Raw genomic sequence first — 17878 nt, 5'->3', positions numbered from 1 at the left:
CGGCATTTCGGAAGGCCGTTGCAGCCGTAGAACTGGCCTCGCGGTCCCTTGCCCGGAGCACCAGGTAAACAGGCCATTGTAGGCGACAAACCGACCACAATGAGCTGCCACATGGGCAAATGGACCAACTGTGTACGAAAAACCGACCACAATGAGCTGCCGCGTGGGCAAACGGACCAAACGTGTATGAAAAAACGACCACAACGGTGCGACCCCCTAATTCCGGAGTCCTCCGTATAAAATCGAATCTTGCCGTAGACATGCTCTTTATTTCGCTTTTTTCCTTGGCCAGAAGAATTCGGACCGGTCTTCCAGGCTCATGACCCATTCCAAAAATTTAACCGGCGGCATTCTGCGAAGGCTCGTATGCATTCTGCGGTTGTTGTAGAAATCCATGTAACGGTCTACGGCTTCATAGGCCTCTTCGAACGTTGCGAATTCTTCCTTGCCGAACAGATCTCTCTCCAAATTGCTGTGGAAGGATTCAATAAATGCGTTTAGATCCGGCGTTCGTGGCGGAATGCGTTCGTGTGTCATCGCTGAGCTTTCACACATGTCTCCAAAAAGGTGGCTTACGAACTGTGGTCCATTGTCGGTTCGTATCACAGGGCGTTCGCTAGGATTCGTGCAGTAATGGTCCATGGCTCTCCAAAGCGTCTGACAGGCATGCTTGGCCTCGCACGACGATCCTCTGTGGTAGCCGACGATGACTCGGGTAAATACATCAATAATGCTCAGTACGAAGAAATGCCTGTCGCGACCCGCAACGTATCCATATTTAATGTCCATCTGCCAGAGCTGGTTAGGCCCTGTAATGACCCGGTTCTCCGGAAGTTTCCGAGGATGCTTGAAGCGCTTCTGACGCTGGGGCTGTAAGATATCCAGCGCCTTACACAGCCGGTAGCTCTTCTTATGATTCAGCTTCAACCTGTACTGGTTCCACAAGCATTCCGCAAGCAGTTTGTAACCGTACACGTGCTCTTCTCCAGAGACCAGTTCCAGCAGCCATTCCTGGATTTGCTCGTCGCTAATCTTCTCCCCGGACTCCGTAAGGGAGTAACCCGGAACGGGTCTCCCGCGTCCACCTTGAGCCGCCTGTGGGGACTGCGACATGCGCTTCATGCGGTCATAGTACGTGGACTCCGACAGCCCAATAATACGCAGCACAAGGGCTGCTGAATTCCCCTGCTTAATGAACATCTCGGCTATCTTGAATTTTTCGGATAAGCAGGGGTCGGCTTTTTTAGCAGTTCACGCAGAATCTCGATCTCTAGATCCTTTTCTCCCAGCATCTTGACGGCCTTCTCGTATTTCTGTTCGACCTCCAGAAGCCGCTTCAGTTCTTCAGCCTGCTCCTGGGGATAGGGATGATCTTGTTCGCCATGCTGTTCACGATAATCCCGCACCCATTGGTTCACCGTACCCGGAGTAACACCATATTTTCTGGCAACAACGGCTGCTTTAATGCCAGACAAGACCTCTTGTGCAGCCTTTTCTCTCTGTGCGGACATTTTTCCCATTAAGCTCATCCTCCTCCATGTATTAAGTCTACATTTTCGTGGGGGAGGACTCCAACTTAATTAGGGGGCTGTGGAGACAATGAGCTGCCGCGTGGGCAAACGGACCAAACGTGTATGAAAAACCGACCACAATGAGCTGCCACGTGGGCAAACGGACCATATGTGTATGAAAAAACGACCACAATGAGCTGCCACGAGGACAAATGGACCAACTGTGGCTGAAAAAACGACCACAACGGACTGCCACATGGGCAAACGGACCAAACGCTGCCAGCTCCCGGATTCCAAGCGCATTTTCCAGTTGGAATTCGGCAGCGCCGCTGCCTTCCAGGCTGCAAAATTATAGAAAATTGCTGAGTAACCCCTTTGTCTCCGGGTAATATTTGTTAAACCCTGGAGGTGATCTTAATGAGAAGACATTTCAACCTGGGTCCAAAACCTAAAAGCATCAAGGGATATATGCTGTACCTTCTTGTTTTCCTTGTCACCGTGCTGATCATTCAACTTTTCAAGTAAAGGGTGAGCCTATGAACATTGACGTTATAAAGGATATATTCGTCCGCCTCCTTGGAGCGGGAATCATCTTCCAGTCCATCCGCTTCTTGTTCGGCAAAAAAATTGTGCTGCAAAAAAGATATTCCCGGCAAACGGTTACTCTCAACGACAACACGCCAACGGCCCGAAACCTGTTCCGGGTGGGCGGAGTATTCGGATTAATCCTGGGCGCGGTGACTATTTATTATGGGATGAATATTCTGGACGTCCTTTTTCCCTGGATGACAAAGTTAGTTCCATGAGCTCAGGTTTGCTTGTTCCTTGGAGAAGTGCCTTCCGTTCCATCGAAAGCTTCGCTCACTTCTTGACCAGCTCCTTCAGCGCCGCCCCCAGCTCCGAGGAATACCGGGTCAGCCGCAGGCTGATCTCTGTGCGCATCACGTCGCGGGTCAGCCCAAACTGCTCCTCGTAGCCCCGGAAGAAGATTTTGTAATAAGAAATGAAATCATCCTGCTCATCCGCCCAGAAACGGATATTGCGCTGCTTCAGCTCCTTCTGCAGCTCCCAGGTGTCTCTGGAAATACGGTTCTGGATGTACCAGCCGGTCATTAAGTACATGCGCGCAAGCACGTTGCCCGAGCGTTCAATTTCTTTAATGCTCTTACTGACGATCTCATCTATGTAAGGCAATAGAATCAAATCCCGGACCATCGTCCGTTCGGCATTGGAGAGCAGAGCTCCCCCGCCGCCGTCCGGCTTCCGTTCCTGCTGCTGTTCTCTCTGTTCGTATTGGTCAACATGATCGGTCAGGACCATCTTGGTCTTCCAGCGCTCATTGCCGCTTAGTTTGCTCATTTATAATGTCCCCCGATCTGTTCCGCCCGCTCCAGGGCGACCGCCGATTCCAGAAGCGAGGACGCCCGGATCAGCGCCCGGCTGCCGTATCTCGTCTTGATCTGGTCAACGGCCTGTTCCCTGTTGTACGTGCGGACACGGTCTTCAAACAACGTGAGCTGCATAACGCGGTCATCGCTCAGCTGGGAGATGGATATGGCTAAACGGCTTAAAGGCATTCCGGTCCAATTCTCCACAAAAAGGCGGTAAGCCGCCGCCGCTATCTCATGCGTCAGCGCCGAGGGCTCGGGCAGCGTCATTTGCCGGGTATACGAGTTCGATTTATGGCCGTCTGTCTCCGACACCGCAATAGATACAACAGATCCCATATACCGGTAACGCCGCGCCCGCTGACACACCTCGATCACCAGCTCCAGCAGCACGACTTCGATCTCCGCCAGCCGGGTGTACAGGTTCCAGCGCAGCGCTTTGCCGTGACCGACCGATTTTATCTGGTGCCGCATCCCGGTCACTACCGGGCTGGGATCGATGCCGCGGGCCGTCTGCCAGTAATACTCCGCCTGGATATCGCTTTGCCTGCCCATCGTTGTGCGCATTCTCCGTTTAAGCTCCCCCAGCTCCATCCGGGCAATATCCCCGATCGTGGTAATTCCCATATGATAAAAATTCCGCGACATCCGGTTGGCCACCATAAACATGTCATGCACCGGCAACGGCCAAAGCTCCTTGTCAATATTGTCGTGATCCAGCCTGAAAATGCCGTCCTTCTGTTTCTTGGCGAAGTTGTTGGCCATTTTGGCCAGAATTTTGGTCGGCCCGATTCCTACCCGGGTCCAGACTCCGGTGGATAACAGGACATGCTCCTGGATGGAGCGGATAATGCCCGGCACATCTTCCCCGAAACAGCCCAGCGAACCTGTCACATCGAGAAACTGCTCGTCGATGCTGAACGGCTCGACCAGATCCGTGTAACTGCGGTAGATCTGCGAGATCAGCAGCGACACCTTAATGTACGTCCCCATCCGCGGCCGGATGACGACAAGCTCGGGGCATTTCGTCAGTGCTTCGCCTACACGGGAGGCCGTGGTTACCCCGCGGGCTTTGGCAATGGGGCAGGCCGCCAGCACAATTCCGTTCATCCGCGCCGGGTCGCCCACGGCCACAGGCTTATCTTTATATTCGGGATGGGCCGCCTTCTCGACGCTTGCATAAAAGGACTGGCAGTCCGAAAGCAGAATAATCCGCTCCTTAGGCATGACGCCGCCCCCGTTCCGGATACCATGCCAGAACGCCCGCTGCCAGGAACACCCGTGGTGCGCCGCTGGTCAGACAGGTTGCCCGGATCCGGCCGTCACGGATGTCCAGAACTTCGATCCTGCGCTGCGTAATCTTGCCCGCCTTGTCTTGATATATCATTTCAACGATTTGACCAATAGCCATTCTCATGACTGATCGCCTCCACCAAATAAGAACATTTGTTTGTATTATAACCAAACACTTGTTCGTTAATCAATCATGAGTATATTCCTCAACTGGAATGATTATGTATAAATGATGAATGCCTGCCGAATGTTTTCCCTAATGTCTTATTATAATGTGCAATTTCTCAAGTAAAAAAACCTGCCAGGCTCATGCCCGGCAGGTTACTTTCGTTTTTTCTTTCTGCGGTTCTCCCATAGGGTATCGACGATTAATTCGAAAATCGTTTCCAGGATCGCGAGCATTTCTTCACCTCTGAGTCGGAGTAGGTTATAGTATGAAATTTCCATTAAGAGATGGTACGGGCAAAATGAGATCTCGTTGCGTTACCTTCTGCAACCTGACGCGAAATTCCATAGTCAGCATCCCCCATTTCTGCTAACCTGTTCTCATAATTCTAATAAAGGAGTTATCCTCCCATGCCCAGCTCAAAGAAGCTTTTGTTTATTATTGGAGCCATAGTTCTATTGGGAATTTTGATTTTTACAAGTATGGATCAAGCAAACAAGCAGCCCTACATCGATAGTGATTACACGGAAGTCCTTGATACGTTCATTCTAAAAGCTGAAATCAATGAGCCCGAGCCGCTTACTGAGCCGTCAACTCCAATGACCAGGCCTGCTACGAAGCCGACACCGGAAGCGGGACCCCGCTAGAAAGCCTGCTGCACAGCAGCGGGACCACAGTTCATTCAGTTTCATATCCTTATATATAGGCATAATATCCTTATATATACCGGACGACATGGTGGGATTATAATATGAATATCACAATACAAGGAGATGTTCATGTGCGTCCTAAGCTGGTTTATACGCCACCTGTAAACGGTTACCCTGAATGGAACAATAATCCTGAGACTTTTCAACTGAACCGCTTGCCCGCCCGTGCGACGATGATGTCCTTCCCTACCCTGGAGCAGGCGCTGCAGGGCGACCGCGAGGCCTCTCCCCGCTATCGGCCGCTGAACGGCAGCTGGCAGTTCGCCTTCGCAGAAACGCCGGAGCAGCGGATCAAGGATTTCTATAGCCTGGATTATGACAGCAGCAGCTGGGCGGAAATCCCCGTCCCTTCCCATTGGCAATTCCACGGGTACGATTACCCGCAATATACCAACGTCCGTTATCCCTGGGCCGAGTCCGAGCCTGAGCTTGCCCCGCCGTTTGCGCCTACGCGCTACAATCCGGTGGGCTCTTACATCCGTACCTTTACCGTTCCCGAGGACTGGGCAGGCCAGCCGGTCATCTTAAGCTTTCAAGGCGTGGAATCGGCTTTCTATGTGTGGGTGAACGGCGAACTGGCCGGATATTCCGAGGACACCTTCACTCCTGCCGAATTCGACATTACGGCCTACCTGACTTCCGGCGACAATAAACTGGCCGTGGAAGTGTACCGCTGGTGTGATGCCAGCTGGCTGGAGGACCAGGATTTCTGGCGTCTCTCCGGCATCTTCCGCGATGTGTATCTGTACACGGTGCCTCCGGTGCACATTGCCGATTTCTTCGTGCATACCCGGCTGAACGAAGCCTACACCGCTGCTGAGCTGTCTGTGGACATTCAGCTTTATAATGACGACAACCGTGCGCTGGACGGCTATGCGCTGCAGATGCAGCTATACGACGCCGCAGGACAACAGGTATGGCCGGAGCCGGCTTCCCTCGCACCGGGAGCGGGTGCGCTGCAGGCAGCACTGAGCGCGGCCGTGAATGCACCGCAGCTGTGGAGCGCCGAGAAGCCTTACCTGTACACGCTGGCGCTTTCCCTTACAGACGGCCAAGGCGCATTGCTGGAAGCCGTCAGCTGTAAAGTGGGCTTCCGCACCTTCGAGATCAAGGACGGCCTCATGCGGATCAACGGCAAACGCGTCGTCTTCAAGGGCGTTAACCGCCATGAGTTCTCCTGCGATACCGGCCGCGCACTCGGCAAAGCCGAGATGATCCGCGATATCGAGCTAATGAAGTCGCACAATGTCAACGCCGTACGGACCTCTCATTATCCGAACCAGTCGGTATGGTATGAGCTGTGCGACGAGTACGGGCTGTACGTCATCGACGAGACCAATCTGGAGACTCATGGCAGCTGGAAATACGGCCAGAAGGAATTGAACCGGTTCAATGTTCCGGCCAGCTGGCCGGAATGGCGGGAGAATGTCATCGACCGCTGCAACTCGATGATGCAGCGCGACAAGAACCATCCGTCCGTCGTCATCTGGTCGCTCGGCAACGAATCGTTCGGCGGCGACAACTTCCTGGCGATGCACGACTACCTGCGTGCAGCCGACCCGTCGCGTCCGGTCCATTACGAGGGAATCTTCCATTACCGTGCTTCCGAGGCCGCCAGCGACATCGAATCGACGATGTACATCCGTCCGAATGATGTGGAGAAATATGCGCAGGACAATCCGCAGAAGCCTTATATCCTGTGCGAATACAGCCATGCGATGGGTAATTCCTGCGGGGGGCTGCATCTGTATACCGAGCTGTTCGACAAATACGACATCCTGCAGGGCGCCTTCATCTGGGATTGGGTCGATCAGGCAATCCGTACGAAGACCCCGGAAGGCATCGAATATCTGGCTTACGGCGGAGATTTCGGCGAGTCGCCGCATGACGGGAATTTCAGCGGCAACGGCCTGCTGTTTGCCGACCGCACGGTGACACCGAAGCTTGCCGAAGTCAAGAAATGCTACCAGAGCATCAAGATTACTGCGGCTGATCTCGCTTCCGGACAGTTCCACGTCCGCAACAGCTACCTGTTCACCGATATCGGTGACTATGAGCTGCAGTGGACCATCGCCCTGAATGGCGAACCGGCCCAGGAAGGCCGGCTGGTCCTTGCCGCCGCTCCGGGTGAGACCGTTCCGGTTACTCTTCCTTATGATCTGGCAGCCCTGCCGGCGGGCCGGGAGGCTGTATTGACGATTTCCTTTGTGCAGCAGGAAGCTACCGGCTGGTCACAGGCCGGGCATGAGATGGCCTGGGAGCAATTCGTGCTCGCGCCGTATCTTCCGGAAGCCGCTCCGCTGGCGCAAGGAGCTTCCTTGCAGGTTGACACGGAAGAAGACTCCCTGAAGATCAGCGGTGCGGACTTCACGGCAAGCTTCAGCACGGCGACCGGACTGTTGACCTCTTACCGGACCTCCGGCACAGAACGGCTGCTGGAGCCGGCCCGGCCGAATTTCTGGCGCGCGGCCACCGACAATGACCGGGGCAACCATCATCCGGAACGCTGTGCCGTCTGGCAAGAGGCTTCGCACAGCCGGAAACTGGTGCGCTTGGAGTGTCATACGGAAGGCAGCGTATTGCGGGTGGCCACCAGTTACCTGTTGCCGACCGGACCTGACTCCCTGCTCCATGTCACGTATGAGGTGCGTCCGGACGGCTCCATCGGAATAACCCAAGAGCTGACTCCCGGCAGTGAGACCCTGCCTGAGATTCCGGAGATCGGCATGCTGCTGGTACTGGACGGTGAACTGGATACCATCAGCTGGTATGGACGGGGTCCGCATGAGAATCATACAGACCGCAAGACCGGCGCCAAGCTTGGCCTATACAGCGGCAAGGTCGCCGAACAATTCGTTCCGTATCTGCGTCCGCAGGAATGCGGCAACAAGACGGATGTCCGGACGGCAAGCCTGACAGAAGCTGCCGGCAGCTCCGGCCTGCGTCTGGGCGGCGGTGTACCGTTTGAAGTGGGCGCCCTGCCGTGGACACCGGAAGAGCTGGAAGCCAGCGACCATGCCTACAAGCTGCCGCCGTCAAGCAAGACCGTACTGAGAGTCAACTACAAGCAGATGGGCGTCGGCGGCGACGACAGCTGGGGCGCGCCGGTACATCCGGAGTTCACCTTGCCGGCCAACCGTACGTACACCTTCCGCTTTACGATTTCTCCGCAATAATAGAACCTTCTCTTTCGACACAGCAAGCGGGATTCCGATAATGGGAATCCCGCTTTTTCAGGTGCCGGTGAGTGAAGAACAAGCCCCTGTAAGCAGGGTCGCCCGTTCTTTGGCGAAATCCTCTCTGCCGGATGGGATGATCTTATACAATGTGCGGTACAACGGATTGCGGGCCACAATTCGTTCTGGGTCCCCCGGTCCGATCAATCCATAACTCCCCTAAACAGCGCAGCAAAAAGCCCGGTATTTCCACAATCACGGAAATACCGGGCTATTCTTGCATACCGGAGCTACTCCTCCAGTATCTTGTGCTTCAAACGGGCAATCTCCGGTCCGCCCAGACCGATGGCCGACAAATACGCTTCCGCTCCGCCGTATTCCGCCGTCAGGAAGTCCAGCATTTGCCGCATGTTCTCCGGGTCAGCACCGAGGAAGCGTTCATAAGCTTCCGCAGGCACCGCCTCCGGCTTGTCCAGCCGAAGCTCCGCCAGGATCGGCGCGATGCACTCACCCGTCAGCGCATAGTCTTCGACAATCACCTCATGCGGCACACCGGCCAGATCAAGCAGCAGCGCCGCAGTTACCCCGGTCCGGTCTTTGCCGGCGGCGCAGTGGAACAGCACCTTCTCCTGCGCCGCTTCGGCCAGCAGTGCAAATACCTGCAGCAGCTGCGGCTGGGCTGTCTTCAGCATGCCCACATACAGGTCGCCAAGCGTCCGGATGTCACTGCTTGCCGTCACCGCCGGATTTACCAGACTGATATTGTAATAACCAAGCACGGCTGATCCTGCGAATACATTGGGCAGCCTCTGCACTTCGCCGGCATGTCTCAGGTCAATGACCTTGCCAAGCCCTTGTCCCAGCAGATAGGCCTGATCCGCCGCGGACAGCCGGTGCAGACCGTCGGCGCGGAAGATCATGCCGCGCCGCGTTTCCCGGCCTCCCGCCGCCGGATAACCGCCCAGATCGCGCACGTTGCAGGCGCCCTCCAGCGGAAGCCTCCGGTGCCATGATGTTGTCGCTTGATTCATTAGCGCAGACCACCCTTCACAAAGGAATCAATAATTTGCCGCTGCAGCACCAGATACAGCACCAGCACGGGCAGACTTGCCAGTGTAGTTGCCGCCATCAGCGTCCCCCACATGCTGCCCTCGGAGGAGATGAACATCTGCAGCCCTTTTTGCATCGTGGAATTCTCCAGCTTGGTCGTTACAAGCAGCGGCCAGAAATAATCATTCCAGGCGGTGATGAACAGCAGAATGCCGATGGAAGCGATGGAAGCGCGCAGGTTCGGGAAGATCGTGCGCCAGAGCACGCTCCAATCGGACGCGCCGTCCAGGTGAGCGGCTTCAATCAGGGTCTTCGGAAACGATTTGAATGTATTGAACAATTGCATTACCGCAAAGGCGGAAGCGATGTTAGGCACAATCAGCCCCAGCAGGGTATCTCTCCAGCCCAGTCCGCTGATGACGATATAATTCGGAATCATGATAACCTGAAATGGCACCAGCCAGGTCAGCCCGATCAGCCCGTATAGCAAGCCGCTGCCGCGGAACTCCCAGCGGGTGAAGGCATAGGCGGCCAGAATCGCCGTGAACAGCTGCGTGGCCGTCTGGGCGAAGGCTACACCGAGGGAATTCAGCAGCATGCGGCCCATCGGAATGGAGTTCCAGGCCGATACATAGTTATCCAGGGTCCAGTGTGCAGGCAGCAGGCTGGAGGTGAACACCTCCGCCTCGGGCTTCAGCGAGGTCACCACCATCCAATAGAGCGGAAATACGGCCAGAAAGCTTAGGGCGATCAGCGCGGCATGCTTCAGGGTAAGTGAAGCCAGGCCGCGCCTCACGCCGGATGGATTGCCCATGAATGTTGTCCCTCCTTAGTTGTCGAAGAACGAAAGCTTCTTCGTCAGTTTCATGAAGCCCAGCGCAATGATGCCAAAGCCGACGAACACCATCACGGCCGCGGCCGAGCTGACACCGACATTGAAGGACTGGAAGCCGTAGGTCCACAGCAAATAATAGACATTGGTCGTGGAGCTTAAGGGCCCGCCCTGGGTCAGCACATTGATGTAAGAGAAGCTCCATTCAGAGGCAAACAATGTACTGAGCATCGCCATGAACAGAATGGTCGGCGACAAGAGCGGCAGCGTGACATGCCTGATGATCTGCCACCAGCTCGCCCGGTCGATGCGGGCGGCTTCATAATATTCCTTGTTGATTCCGGTAATGGCCGCCGAGAAGATCAGCGTACTGAACCCGATCAGCTTCCAGCCGGTAATAAAGGTGACCGACCAGATCGCCCAGCGCTCATCAGTGAAATAACGGATCGGCTCCTCCAGACCGAAGACCGACATCAGCAGTTGGTTCAAGATCCCGTTGGTTGGATGCATGATCCAGCGCCAGACGGAGGAAACGGCCACCGGAGCCATAATCATCGGCAGAAAGATCAGTGCCCGGTAAATATTGCGCGAACGCTTGCCGATATTGTCCGTAGCGATGGCAATGATAATGGGCAGGATCAGCGAGAACGGAATCACTCCGAGGGTATAGATCAGCGTGTTGGCCAAAGCCTTGCCGACCTCGGGCAAGGTGACGAGATTCTGGAAATTCTGCCAGCCGACATAGGTTTGAGGCGATGTCGGCAGCAGATTCCACTGGTAGAAGCTGAGCCTGAAGGTCTGCACCAGCGGGCGGTAAATCCAGTAGCCGACGGACAGCAAGACCGGAAGCAGATAAAGGTAAGGCTTCAGGCCGCGCAGCCGGCGCCCCCGGGCCTTGCGCTGCTTGACGTCCGGCACCGGTGCAACCTGCGGCTGGGCCAGTTGGTGAAGACTCACGTTGTACCCTCCTTTATTGGATGAGTGCCTGGGCGCGCGCCGCAGCATCCTTCATAATGGTGGACACATCATCGTCCGATTGGATCGCCTTCTGCACCGCATCAAGCAATGTGGTTTCAATCTGGAACCAGTTAGCGCCTGGGTAGGACACCCAAGGGGTGAGACGCTCCAGCTGGGCCAGATTCACCTGGATCAGCGGGTTCTCTTCGACCCAGCCTTTGAGGTATTCGGGATCCTCCACGATAGCCGGACGCAGCGGCAGATAGCCGATCTTGGAAGTAATGATGGTATACCCCCGCTCACTGGTGACGAATTGCAGGAACTTCCAGGCGGCCTGCTGCTTCGCAGCATCGTCCGCGAGGATCATCAGAGAGCTGCCGGAGTTGACCGGTGTCGTCGGCTGTTCGCCGAAGGAAGGCAGCGCCGCCGCTTTCAGCTCCCAGCCGCCGGCTTCGGACGCCGCCAGAAAGGCGCTTTGCAGTGCGCTGGTGAACAGCAGCATGCCGACCTTACCCTGGCTGAACGCTTCAATGACTTCGCTGTCGTTCAGCTTGTCGCTGGCTCCGCTGGTCACCAGATCCTGCCACATGGAGACGGCGCCGATGGCCTCCTCGCTGCCGAATTCGATGGTCTTGCGGTCGTCAGAGAGCACCTTCCCCCCGTTGCTGCCGATCAGCGCCTGGACGATCCAGTCATTTCCCGCTGACCCGCCGACATGTACGCCGGAAGCATCCGTCTTGTCGGCGATTTGCAGCGCATACTGCTTCACCTCATCCCAGGTGGCCGGCGGCTGCCCGGGATCAAGACCGGCATCCTCGAACAGCTTGGCATTGTAGAACAGCACCGGCGTGCTGAAGGTAAACGGAAGGCCATAGGTCTTGCCGTTCAATTGCCCGAGCTTCAGCCCGTTCGCCGAGAAGCCTTCCAGATTCTGCGCCAGCTCATCGGCAGGAACGATATCTTCCAGCGCTTTGGCGCCGAAGTTATTGACCGCGAAATCCAGCCCGTCGAATACAAGCTGGGCTACATCGGGCGGTGAGCCCGCGGCAATATCCGCCTGCACCTTCGCATTGATCTCCGTGGAGGGAACCGGAATGCCTTCTACCGTAATGTTCGGATTGGCCGCTTCGAACTCGTCGATCAATTGCTGGGTCCCTTCCTTCTGGGAAGCAATCGCCAGATTGTAGCTGTAGAACTTGATGGTTACCTGCTCGTTGCCGTCCGCTGCAGAGCTTCCTTCTGCCGCCGAAGCGTCGGCCACATTCGACCCGGAATTTACCGTACCAGCCGTATTGCTGCCGCAGGCTGTCGTAGCCAGCAGGCTTAAGATTAACAGGCCGGTAGCCCACCCTTTTTTGCTTGCCATTGTCATCTCTCTCCTCTGACTATATTATTGATGTGCCGCCATGGCGGCTGCCGTCAGCTCATACATCAGACGCTCCGAACCGGGCAGCATACGCGGCTGCACTGCCATCACCCCGTCCTTTACCGTCACGAGATTGTATCCGCTGTTGTCCAGAAAGCGCATCGCATCGGCCGAAGCCGGGTCCAGCCCAAAGGCTACGCCGGCAGCGGCACAGCTTGGCACCCCATGGAAGCTGCCGATATTATGGAAATGAATATGCCCGGCAAGCAGGCCGATCACCTTGCGGCCTTTGATGACCTTGGCGAGGCTCTGCGGATTACGCAGCAGATGACCATCCATCAGCTCGCTGGAGGTGAGGGTCACCGGGTGGTGAATGACAAGAAGGTTCCCCTGCTCTGCGGGCTGGGCCAGAATTTCATCCAGCCATTCCAGCTGCTGCTCGTCCAGCTCGCCCCCATGGCTTCCCGGAATTTGCGAGTTCAGCATCACGATGCGCAAGCCATTCTCGATGAAGGAATAGTAATAGGGCTTATCGGAAGGCGCTTCGCCCAGATATCCTTCACGGAAAGGCGCCCGGAAATCATGGTTGCCGAGAATGACATGCACCGGTATGCCTGTGAGTCCGGCTTCTTCCTCAATCACGGCTTTGAGATGGCGGTAGTCGGCAAGATCACCGTCCTGTGTAAGATCGCCGCTGATCAGGATGAACGCGGGCTTCGTACGGAGAGTGCGGATGTCCCCCATGACGGCACGCAGCTTGGCTGTCATATCCACCCCGAACATGGGATGCTGCTTCTCCGGCGCATTGATATGGGTATCTGTCAGATGTGCGAAATAAATCGGCTTCATGGACTCTCTCACCCTTCCGAATGTGCATGCAGTTTAGGCGCATAGTCTTCTACGGGGGTAACCCCGTCCAGGTGAATCACCCGGAAGCTTGGCTGTCCGCCCCGGACATTGACCCAGAGCATCAGATTGTCGTCCGCACGTCCGGTCCCATGGGGAGCCGCGCCTGTACGTCCGAGCTGGATACAGGTCCGGTTCTCTGTCCGGCTATGCTCCAGGGTATGGAAATGGCCCGCGAATACCGTATAAGGCCGGGCGGCAAGCAGCTGCTCCAGACGGGCGAAATTGGCATTATCCGCTTTCCAGCCCGGCTTATGCATACTCACGAAGGTATGCTGCACATCGGCATGCTCAGCCAGTACCTTCTCGAAGAACGCCAGCTGCCGGTCGCTGATGCCCAGCTTCACCTGGAACATCATGCCCATCTGCTCCGGCGTCAAATGTCCGATAATCTCCTCGTTGAACGCATGAAGATGTTCCAGCGCATGCTCCGGCTCGCGATGGACGTTAGCTGTCGCCCGCTTTACAATCTCAATGAATTCGTCCGGCAATGCCTCGAACGGATCTTCTGTATTCAGGACCAGGAATAGTGCACCGCCGGTGCGGAATGCATAATATTCATGCCCCTTCCGTTCATGCCACACATCGGCCATCGCCTGCGTCCCGAAATCATGGTTGCCGATCGTCTGGAAGAACGGCAGCCCCGCCTTCGCAATGACACCGTCAATATACGCCCACTCCCCGCGGGCATCCTCTGCATTCTTCCAGTATCCTTCCACCAAATCTCCCACGAAGAGAACGAAGTCCGGCCGCAGATCCTGCAGAAGCTCAAGCCCTTGCTCGAACACACCGGCTGTCATCATCCCGCAGCGGTCTCCCATTACGGCAAAAGAGAAATCCCCGCCCAGCTCTTCCGGCAATTGTCCAAACCAGGGACGTTTATCCGTGGATATCCATGTCTCGTCAACAAACAGTTCACTGCGCTCACGGTTCAACTGCACTGTCATTCTGTCAATCTCTCCTTCAGGGTTAATAGTGGTCCCGAATAAAAGTATGCAACTTGTATGTAAGTTGTATATTAAAAAAAGAGATTATTTTTGTTAAAGATAATTCTCTATCAAGAACACCGATTACAGGCAAACTGCCGGTATGCCATAAAAAAAGAGCCTCCGCAGCAATCTCCGGAAGCTCTTCGCAATGATTATATAAATCCGTTCGTTATCAAGTGTTCATACGTTGTTGTGTAAATTTCCTGCACCGCCGCCTTCGTTGCGGCCAGATCATTCTTCACCAAGGCTTCATAAGCCTTGCGGTTATATTCCAGCGATTTGTGGGGTTTGTATTGGGGATAGAGCTTGCGGTTGGATACCATCTTGAACAGAATTTTGCCCCTCAGCTGGTTAAGGACGCCATGCATATGCCGGTTATGCAGCGGCAGGATCAGGGTCTCGATAAATTCCAGAAAGCTCTCATAATAGCCGTAAGGGTCATTGGCTTCCTTGGCTGCAGCCTGCTTGTCAAGCTGCGTCTTCAACGCGTCCAGGTCGAACTCCAGCCTGCGCCTTTCGGCGGTGGTCAACGCATACAATTGCATGGATACAAGCATCTCCAGCATTTCGGCGTACTCGCGGAAAGTGATTTCTTTTACCAGAATGCCCCGGCCGCGGAATGACTCCACGAACCCCTCGGACACCAGCTGTGAAATTGCAGCGCGCACGGGAGTCCTGCTCATTTGCAGATTCTCCGCAAGCTCATTCTCCGACAGCAGTGTTCCGGGCAGGTATTCGGCCTCAATCAGCCGCCGGCGTATTTCCTTATAAGCTTTCATTTCCAAAGAAGGGTCTGACATGTTATGCCACAAATCCTTTGCGTTTTTACTTTATGGTAGCATTATCGGAATCGCTTGAAAAGACAGAAATCCGTTCACAGCAAAAGCAAAAGACACCTCAGAACGCCTTGGGCGAAACGGCATATGATGGCTAAAGGTATGTATAAGGAGGCTATAAGTATGTACACCCACCGGGGAGACCGTGCTCCCGAATATGCAGGACTTCACCCTGCACCCATGTTCCGCCCCGCTTATCGGGGACCGCAAGTCAGGTGTATCACCCCGTCCGAGCTGACTTTCCGCAATCATATGCGCCTGCTCTGGGAGCAGCATGTGACCTGGACGCGCCTGTTCATCAACAGCCTGGCGTTCACGCTGCCCGACACCGATGTGGTTACAGCCCGTCTGCTGCGCAATCCCGCGGATATGGGGGCTGCGCTCCAGCCTTTTTACGGATCCAAGATCGCCGACGCCTACACGAACCTGATCCATGAACATCTCGTTATCGCTGCCGATCTGGTCAAGGCAGCCAAGAAAGGCGACACCGTAGCCGCAGCGGAAGCGGAGAATAAATGGTACGCCAACGCCGACCAGATCATCAATTTTCTGACCCGCATCAACCCTTACTTATCCAAGCCTGCATTCAAGAAGCTCTTCTATTCCCATCTGCAGATGACCAAAGCGGAAGCCGTCACGATCCTGAACGGGGAGTACAAGGAGAGCGTCGATTTATTTGACCGTATTGAGCGGGAAGCCCTGATGATAGCCGATGCCCTCAGCGAAGCGATCATCAGACAATTTCCCCGGATGTTCATCCGGTAGAGCAACAGGCAGGGCTTCATGGCAAAATAAGCAGAGCAGCATTCTCCCTTAGCGGAGGATCGCTGCTCTGCGTGTTTAAGCTTCTTCTTATTGGAGCTGTGGAAATCTTCCCGCCCGCATTTGCCGGGTTAGCGCCCCTGCTCCTCTGCAATGGCCGGTGCCCGGAAGCGCCTGGCGAGCACCCCGCTGGTAGGCGACACCAGAAAGCTGACGATGAACACCAGCCCTGCGGCAAAAGCCATCGAGCCGGAAATGGAAGTGTCGAGCAGCACCGCAATATAGTAGCCGGCCACCGCCGCCAGAACACCGAAAGCGCAGCTGAGCAGCAGCATCACGGACAGCCGTTCCGTCCACAGATAGGCGGCCGCAGCCGGAGTAATCAGCATCGCCACGACCATGATCGCGCCGACGGCGTCGAAGGAGGCCACGGTGGTCACGGATACCAGCGTCATGAACAGATAGTGCATCAGGGCTACCGGCAAGCCCAGACTGGCCGCCAGCGCCGGATCAAAGGAGGTGATCTTCCACTCTTTGTACAGTGCGAGGATTACAGTAAGGACGATGAGCAGCACGATGAAGAGCAGCAGCGTCGCCTGGGGAACCGCGCCGATCCACGGGACATCCACTGTGTTCCACGGCACGAAGGTGATCTCGCCCATGAGCGCATGCTTCACATCCAGATGGGCGTTGCCCACCTGTGTGGCAATCAGAATGACTCCTGCAGCGAAGAGTGTCGTAAACACAACTCCGATGGAGGCGTCATGGGCCACGCCGCGCGAATGCAGGAACTGGACCAGCAGGGCGGTGAGCAGCCCGGCAGCGATGGAGCCGATCAGCATATGCCCGCCGCTCAGCTGTCTGGTGATGAGGTAGGCAACAACGATGCCCAGCAGCACGCTGTGGCTGATGGCATCGGCCATCATCGCCATCCGCCGCAGGATCAGGAAGGTGCCGACAATGCCGCAGGTTAATCCGACCAGCGAAGCCGTAAGCAGAATCCAGCCGGTATAGCTCATACGGCACTCTCCTCCTTCCGTGCATTCTGCCGCAGCGGTTCTGCTGCTTGCCGTTTATGGGCCTGCACATGGCGCCATTTCGCCAGCCAGCCCTTCTGGAAGCCGAAGACAAGGGAAATCAGGAACAGCGAGGACGACACCACCACGATAAAAGGACCCGTGGGCCATCCTTTGCCCAGCGTGCTGATCCACGTTCCGGCCGCCCCTGCCCCGCCGCCGAACAGCGCCGAGAGGATCAGCATCCGCTTGAAGGATTGCGTCCAGTATCTGGCGCTGACCGGCGGAATAATCAGCAGCGCCGACATCAGGATGACGCCGACGGCCTGGATGCCGATAACGATGACAAGAATCAGCAGCGTCATATAAATGCCGTTCATCAGCTTCCCGGAAAGCCCGAGCCCTCTGGCAAAATCACTGTCGAACAGAAACAGCTTCCACTCCTTGAAGCCGATGGCGACTGCGGCAATCACGGCCAGCGCCAGCGCCGACATTGTCCGCACATCCTTGCCGGTCATTGAGGCGGCTTGCCCGAAGATGAAGGAGTCCAGCCCGCTCTGCCCGCCGCCGGCCGTACGGTTGACGATGGACAAGAGCATCATGCCGAGCCCGAAGAAGATCGACAGGATAATTCCCATCGCCGTATCCTCTTTGATTTTGGACGAGGACTGAATCCACTGGATGAACAGAAAGCCGAGCAGCGCACTCACGGCCGCCCCGGCGATCATGCCGGGAATACTCTTGAAGCCCAGCAGCGCAAAGGCGATGACAACGCCCGGCAGGGCGGCATGGGAAAGGGCGTCGCTCATGAGGCTCTGTCTTTTCCAGTAAGCCAGACAGCCGATCAGCCCGGCAGCCATCCCCAGAATCAAGGTGCTGAACAATACCCACTGGGTATTCGGTGAGAGTCCGGCAATCAT

The 17878-nt window shown here is 55.9% G+C and carries 18 protein-coding genes; 4 read left to right on the top strand and 14 right to left on the bottom strand.

Annotated features, from left to right (window positions below; translation table 11 throughout):
* Positions 1-267: 267 nt before the first annotated feature.
* Together F1379_RS21975 and F1379_RS21970 are read right to left on the bottom strand one after the other, a co-directional pair.
* Complete coding sequence (locus F1379_RS21975) at positions 268-1200, bottom strand: IS3 family transposase (protein WP_150273985.1); 933 nt, start codon at positions 1198-1200, stop codon at positions 268-270.
* A gap of 5 nt (positions 1201-1205) precedes the next feature.
* Positions 1206-1520, bottom strand: coding sequence for a helix-turn-helix domain-containing protein (locus F1379_RS21970; protein WP_162551238.1), 315 nt, complete (start codon positions 1518-1520; stop codon positions 1206-1208).
* A 527-nt stretch (positions 1521-2047) separates the two neighbouring features.
* On the opposite strand from F1379_RS21970, the gene F1379_RS21965 reads away from it, so the two are divergent.
* Positions 2048-2317: a hypothetical protein gene (locus F1379_RS21965; RefSeq protein WP_150273980.1), complete on the top strand. Its 270-nt coding sequence runs from the start codon at positions 2048-2050 to the stop codon at positions 2315-2317.
* A gap of 55 nt (positions 2318-2372) precedes the next feature.
* Here F1379_RS21965 and F1379_RS21960 read toward each other — a convergent pair whose 3' ends face one another.
* Genes F1379_RS21960 through F1379_RS21950 form a run of 3 tightly spaced genes read right to left on the bottom strand, consistent with a single transcriptional unit; the run spans position 2373 to position 4316 of the window.
* A complete protein-coding gene (locus F1379_RS21960) occupies positions 2373-2870 on the bottom strand; it encodes a YhjD family protein (RefSeq protein ID WP_150273978.1) in 498 nt (165 codons plus the stop codon).
* The gene (locus F1379_RS21955; protein ID WP_150273976.1) at positions 2867-4126 is read right to left on the bottom strand and encodes a DNA polymerase IV; all 1260 of its coding nucleotides are present in this window, start codon (positions 4124-4126) and stop codon (positions 2867-2869) included. Before F1379_RS21955 ends, F1379_RS21960 begins: the two co-directional genes overlap by 4 nt.
* Positions 4119-4316 carry a hypothetical protein gene (locus F1379_RS21950; protein WP_150273973.1) on the bottom strand — a complete coding sequence of 66 codons (198 nt, stop codon included), beginning with the start codon at positions 4314-4316 and terminating at the stop codon, positions 4119-4121. The genes F1379_RS21955 and F1379_RS21950 overlap by 8 nt, the downstream gene beginning before the upstream one ends.
* Positions 4317-4768: 452 nt before the next feature.
* Here F1379_RS21950 and F1379_RS21945 point away from each other — a divergent pair, with 452 nt between their 5' ends.
* The gene (locus F1379_RS21945; protein WP_150273971.1) at positions 4769-5005 is read left to right on the top strand and encodes a hypothetical protein; all 237 of its coding nucleotides are present in this window, start codon (positions 4769-4771) and stop codon (positions 5003-5005) included.
* Positions 5006-5139: 134 nt separating this feature from the next.
* On the top strand, positions 5140-8244 hold the full coding sequence (lacZ, locus tag F1379_RS21940) for a beta-galactosidase, LacZ type (RefSeq protein ID WP_150274051.1): 3105 nt from the start codon (positions 5140-5142) through the stop codon (positions 8242-8244).
* Positions 8245-8534: 290 nt separating this feature from the next.
* Here lacZ and F1379_RS21935 read toward each other — a convergent pair whose 3' ends face one another.
* The 7 genes from F1379_RS21935 to F1379_RS21905 all read right to left on the bottom strand — a co-directional run bounded on the left by F1379_RS21935 (position 8535) and on the right by F1379_RS21905 (position 15144).
* Positions 8535-9275, bottom strand: coding sequence for a tyrosine-protein phosphatase (locus F1379_RS21935; RefSeq protein WP_150273969.1), 741 nt, complete (start codon positions 9273-9275; stop codon positions 8535-8537).
* Positions 9275-10108, bottom strand: coding sequence for a carbohydrate ABC transporter permease (locus F1379_RS21930; RefSeq protein WP_150273967.1), 834 nt, complete (start codon positions 10106-10108; stop codon positions 9275-9277). The genes F1379_RS21935 and F1379_RS21930 overlap by 1 nt, the downstream gene beginning before the upstream one ends.
* 15 nt (positions 10109-10123) lie before the next feature.
* Positions 10124-11083 carry a carbohydrate ABC transporter permease gene (locus F1379_RS21925; protein WP_162551237.1) on the bottom strand — a complete coding sequence of 320 codons (960 nt, stop codon included), beginning with the start codon at positions 11081-11083 and terminating at the stop codon, positions 10124-10126.
* A gap of 13 nt (positions 11084-11096) precedes the next feature.
* Positions 11097-12449, bottom strand: coding sequence for an ABC transporter substrate-binding protein (locus tag F1379_RS21920; RefSeq protein WP_162551236.1), 1353 nt, complete (start codon positions 12447-12449; stop codon positions 11097-11099).
* Positions 12450-12473: 24 nt separating this feature from the next.
* Positions 12474-13298 (bottom strand): metallophosphoesterase family protein, encoded by an 825-nt coding sequence (locus F1379_RS21915; RefSeq protein ID WP_150273960.1) that lies wholly within the window; start codon positions 13296-13298, stop codon positions 12474-12476.
* A gap of 8 nt (positions 13299-13306) precedes the next feature.
* Positions 13307-14302 (bottom strand): metallophosphoesterase family protein, encoded by a 996-nt coding sequence (locus tag F1379_RS21910; RefSeq protein ID WP_150273958.1) that lies wholly within the window; start codon positions 14300-14302, stop codon positions 13307-13309.
* A 194-nt stretch (positions 14303-14496) separates the two neighbouring features.
* Positions 14497-15144 (bottom strand): GntR family transcriptional regulator, encoded by a 648-nt coding sequence (locus F1379_RS21905; RefSeq protein WP_150273956.1) that lies wholly within the window; start codon positions 15142-15144, stop codon positions 14497-14499.
* 159 nt (positions 15145-15303) lie between these two features.
* On the opposite strand from F1379_RS21905, the gene F1379_RS21900 reads away from it, so the two are divergent.
* Positions 15304-15945, top strand: a complete 642-nt coding sequence (locus tag F1379_RS21900; protein ID WP_239004764.1) for an acetylglutamate kinase — start codon at positions 15304-15306, stop codon at positions 15943-15945.
* A 128-nt stretch (positions 15946-16073) separates the two neighbouring features.
* On the opposite strand, the gene F1379_RS21895 is transcribed toward F1379_RS21900, so the two are convergent.
* Both F1379_RS21895 and F1379_RS21890 read right to left on the bottom strand, forming a co-directional pair.
* The gene (locus F1379_RS21895; protein WP_150273954.1) at positions 16074-16961 is read right to left on the bottom strand and encodes a metal ABC transporter permease; all 888 of its coding nucleotides are present in this window, start codon (positions 16959-16961) and stop codon (positions 16074-16076) included.
* The gene (locus tag F1379_RS21890) at positions 16958-17878 is read right to left on the bottom strand and encodes a metal ABC transporter permease (RefSeq protein ID WP_150274047.1); all 921 of its coding nucleotides are present in this window, start codon (positions 17876-17878) and stop codon (positions 16958-16960) included. The genes F1379_RS21895 and F1379_RS21890 overlap by 4 nt, the downstream gene beginning before the upstream one ends.

The sequence above is a fragment of the Paenibacillus tepidiphilus genome (assembly GCF_008635795.1).
GTDB classification, from domain to species: Bacteria; Bacillota; Bacilli; order Paenibacillales; family Paenibacillaceae; genus Paenibacillus_AQ; species Paenibacillus_AQ tepidiphilus.
Note: the sequence above shows the minus strand (reverse complement) of the source record. Positions and strands in the feature narration are given on the sequence as shown.

Bases quoted from the DNA above. Each gene is read 5' to 3' on its own strand.
- F1379_RS21975 (WP_150273985.1), bottom strand. From the start codon at position 1,200: ATGTTCATTAAGCAGGGGAATTCAGCAGCCCTTGTGCTGCGTATTATT.
- F1379_RS21970 (WP_162551238.1), bottom strand. From the start codon at position 1,520: ATGGGAAAAATGTCCGCACAGAGAGAAAAGGCTGCACAAGAGGTCTTG.
- F1379_RS21965 (WP_150273980.1), top strand. From the start codon at position 2,048: ATGAACATTGACGTTATAAAGGATATATTCGTCCGCCTCCTTGGAGCG.
- F1379_RS21960 (WP_150273978.1), bottom strand. From the start codon at position 2,870: ATGAGCAAACTAAGCGGCAATGAGCGCTGGAAGACCAAGATGGTCCTG.
- F1379_RS21955 (WP_150273976.1), bottom strand. From the start codon at position 4,126: ATGCCTAAGGAGCGGATTATTCTGCTTTCGGACTGCCAGTCCTTTTAT.
- F1379_RS21950 (WP_150273973.1), bottom strand. From the start codon at position 4,316: ATGAGAATGGCTATTGGTCAAATCGTTGAAATGATATATCAAGACAAG.
- F1379_RS21945 (WP_150273971.1), top strand. From the start codon at position 4,769: ATGCCCAGCTCAAAGAAGCTTTTGTTTATTATTGGAGCCATAGTTCTA.
- F1379_RS21935 (WP_150273969.1), bottom strand. From the start codon at position 9,275: ATGAATCAAGCGACAACATCATGGCACCGGAGGCTTCCGCTGGAGGGC.
- F1379_RS21930 (WP_150273967.1), bottom strand. From the start codon at position 10,108: ATGGGCAATCCATCCGGCGTGAGGCGCGGCCTGGCTTCACTTACCCTG.
- F1379_RS21920 (WP_162551236.1), bottom strand. From the start codon at position 12,449: ATGGCAAGCAAAAAAGGGTGGGCTACCGGCCTGTTAATCTTAAGCCTG.
- F1379_RS21915 (WP_150273960.1), bottom strand. From the start codon at position 13,298: ATGAAGCCGATTTATTTCGCACATCTGACAGATACCCATATCAATGCG.
- F1379_RS21910 (WP_150273958.1), bottom strand. From the start codon at position 14,302: ATGACAGTGCAGTTGAACCGTGAGCGCAGTGAACTGTTTGTTGACGAG.
- F1379_RS21905 (WP_150273956.1), bottom strand. From the start codon at position 15,144: ATGTCAGACCCTTCTTTGGAAATGAAAGCTTATAAGGAAATACGCCGG.
- F1379_RS21900 (WP_239004764.1), top strand. From the start codon at position 15,304: ATGTACACCCACCGGGGAGACCGTGCTCCCGAATATGCAGGACTTCAC.
- F1379_RS21895 (WP_150273954.1), bottom strand. From the start codon at position 16,961: ATGAGCTATACCGGCTGGATTCTGCTTACGGCTTCGCTGGTCGGATTA.
- F1379_RS21890 (WP_150274047.1), bottom strand. From the start codon at position 17,878: ATGATTGCCGGACTCTCACCGAATACCCAGTGGGTATTGTTCAGCACC.